The organism is Yersinia sp. 2542 StPb PI, assembly GCF_048593855.1.
Lineage (GTDB): Bacteria > Pseudomonadota > Gammaproteobacteria > Enterobacterales > Enterobacteriaceae > Yersinia > Yersinia enterocolitica_E.
The window spans coordinates 1-3,172 of record NZ_JAZGQA010000304.1 but is presented as its reverse complement, the minus strand read 5'-3'; the positions used below and the strand labels follow the sequence as shown (position 1 = coordinate 3,172).

Here is a 3,172-nt window from a genome sequence, read left to right as displayed (position 1 = left end):
CCTGACTTTGAGAAATTGAGTTCAATCTAATCTACTTCTCTCTTATTATTTATTGAATGCATTAATACAAAAAAATTAATAATGATGTCTCTCAAGAGAAAATAGCATGATAGGTGGGTGACATGCCAATGGAAATTGAGTGAGTTTAATTTAGGGATAGAATACATTGATGCGAAGCATCTGGGGAAAGAACTAATACCAGGCACAGCAGTGGGACAACGATAGCGTCGGATGATGTGACTTCCCACAATGGGTAGTTTGAAAGTGTTAACGGTAATAACTTAAAGTTAGCGCCAAAATATTTTCTTATGATAACGAGATGGAGCTAAAGGAAAGGTTAAAATAGGCCTGATGACTCAATGATTTCTGATGGTTCAATTTATCCAGCCTACTGAGAAGTAGAGAAATTAATTTATATATTCATCGGGAGATAAAGGATATTGGATTGCTCACTATAAGAAGAAGGTTATTTAATGAACTTTTTTATTAGTCGGTGTTTTTTATAGTGCTTATTTATGGAAAAATAAAAGGAACCCGTAGTGGATTTCTTTGTTAATAAGATATAATTCAGGACTAATAAAAGAGGTTAACAGGTGAGTAATAAAGAACATAATACTTCAATAAAAGAAGAAAGTAAGATCGTATCACTCAGCGCAAAAAACCAAACAAGTTGGGTTGAATTCCAATTACTGGATGAGATGAATAAGCCTGTCGCTAATATGCCGTATCGGGCCATTAATGATGCGACCAAAAGTGAGCATGTGAAAGAGTATACTGGCAATAGTGATGCCAGTGGCATTATACGTATTGAGGGTTTACACCATCTTGACCTAACACTGTTTATTGAGGCCCAACCTCTCGCAGATGAAATGGAAAAACGGCTATTGAGTCTTGAGCGAGTAAGTGCGTATCAAATGAAAATGGCTCCAATAAATGTGGATAAAGAAAGTGGGTGTATTTGTTATTATACTGTAATAGGCCAGCTTTGTGATAAAGCACCCAACATTCCGGAGTGGGCAGATACCAAACTACCTAAATTCCATTTTCCTGATCCTGATTTCTCTGGGTTATTGATTTCCAATATGTATTTTAATACACGTATACTTATTAAGATTTGTCCTTTTAGGGCCTGGAGTTTGCTGTTACACCACACAAAAGAATATTCGATAGTCAATGCTATGAATTTAGGTCTGATGGCTGACTTTGCCTATTCAGGCAGTGATAAGATTAATAAATTTTTCAATCATCAATGTCTGGATTTATCTCAGGTTCCACAGTTGTTATATCACCCTGTCATAATTGATGTCCCGTTCAGTGAACGTTATGTTAATCCTACATTTCTGGATACTAGTGTTGGGGATTCATCGGATGGTGACACTCAATTATTTTATATCAGTAACCAGAAGCAGATTTTGATTGCCTGGCGAGGGACTGAACCCACAAAATTTGGCGATATCAGTACAGATGCTACGTTTCGTCCAATACCTTGTCCTGCAGTAGTTGCCATAGGACGTGCTCATAAAGGTTTTCTGAATGCTTTTGAACGAGCACAACAAAAATTCTCTGATAAATTTACTGATATTACACAGAAATTGGCTGGACGAGAGCTTTTTATCTGTGGTCATAGCCTTGGTGGGGCATTAACACTTATACATGCGGCAACACTGAAAAACTATAACCCTGTTATTTACACTTATGGAATGCCTCGTACTTTCACTGCAATGGCTATTTCATCTTTGCAGGGTATTACCCATTACCGGCATGTGAATGATTCAGACTCGGTTACCAGTGTTCCACCAGAAGCTGAGCTTGATAATGCGTTGTATGATCTATGGGGCCCGCTCGGTACTCTATTAGGATTTCGATTATCTCTTATTGAGATTCAACTACAGGCAGGGGGAGTGAAATTTGGTGACCCTTATTGGCATCACGGTAATGTTGTGGTCTTTTTTAAAGCGGAGCAGTCGGTAACTCAGTCGCAAAAACAACCTATTCTTTGGATTGGTGGCGGTAGTAGTCGTTCCCCTAATATCACTGTTGCATATAAAAGTAAAAGTATAGCAAAGCTTTATCTTGTACCGTCATTGAGTGAAAGTGTTTCTTGTTTGTCGGAAGAAGAACAAAAAACATTTATACATTGTTTAGACCCCAGCAGTCTTAATCATCATTTTCCGAAGAACAGCAACCCTAACCTCGATTCATTAACTAATCCAATGAATCACTTAATGTCAAGCCAGTATATGCCTTTTGTCAATAATCAACTTATCGAATTAATAGATACTAATCGTTCTTTGGAAAGAAAGAGAAAAAGACAGCTTTTCGCAGAAAAACTTAATCAAGCAATAAGTCCAGAGAGTAATACTTCTAAAAATGAAGTAAGCAGGAACCGTCTTTTCCTTTCGTTACAAGATATGCTACCTGCTACATTGTTAATATCAGAGTCAGATGATACGTGGAAAAATGCACTCACTCGGTTTAAGAACGTTGCGGAGGAAGAAATTGAAAAAGCTGATTAAGTACAGTCTGTTGATGGTGCCAGTTTTGTTATCTGGTTGTGAAAAGGATGAAGGTTTGTCTCCTCCGCTGAACGGGAAGAGTGTTTCTGTTACGGTGAAAATCCCGCATGAAATAGATGCACTCCCGCTAGGCGTGATGTACCGTTCGACTAAATGTCTTAAGAAACGAAGTAATGCTAATGGCGAAAGTTATGAAGTCCCTGGATTTCATTTTACTGAAGTTAATCTTAAACAGGTAGAAAATAGTGACCTTTTTGAATCACAGGTCCCTTTCGATGGTGGTGGAAACTGTCAGTGGAAATTAAGTAATGTCACAATTGGAATTAAATATAAAAAAAATTCTTTATTTGAAAATGGTGATATCACGAATATACCGATAAACGAAATAATTACATTTGATGAAATGGAACCTCAAAGGGTTAGTGGTTATTATAAAGATGTATATAAAGAGTTGGTTATTAGTGGTGATTATTATCCAATGATGACAACCTATCGAATAAAGGATAAATCTAAAACACTATCTATAGTAAAGGGAACTGATTTTATATATAAAATGCATGAAGCGGATAAAGTGTTTTTTTATCCAGTTATTCATTCTAATTTAATTGTTAATGCGATGGAGCCTGATAAGCAAAAAGTTGGTGAGTATTTTGAGG

Annotated in this window: 1 protein-coding gene and 1 pseudogene; both read left to right on the top strand. The window is 36.7% G+C overall.

What is annotated here, in order from left to right; all coding sequences use genetic code 11:
• Positions 1–593 precede the first annotated feature (593 nt).
• Positions 594–2,516, top strand: coding sequence for a lipase family protein (locus tag V1952_RS20910; protein WP_420075463.1), 1,923 nt, complete (start codon positions 594–596; stop codon positions 2,514–2,516).
• A pseudogene (locus V1952_RS20905) lies at positions 2,500–3,172 on the top strand (hypothetical protein); the annotation flags it as partial. The gene V1952_RS20910 and the pseudogene V1952_RS20905, both read left to right, overlap by 17 nt.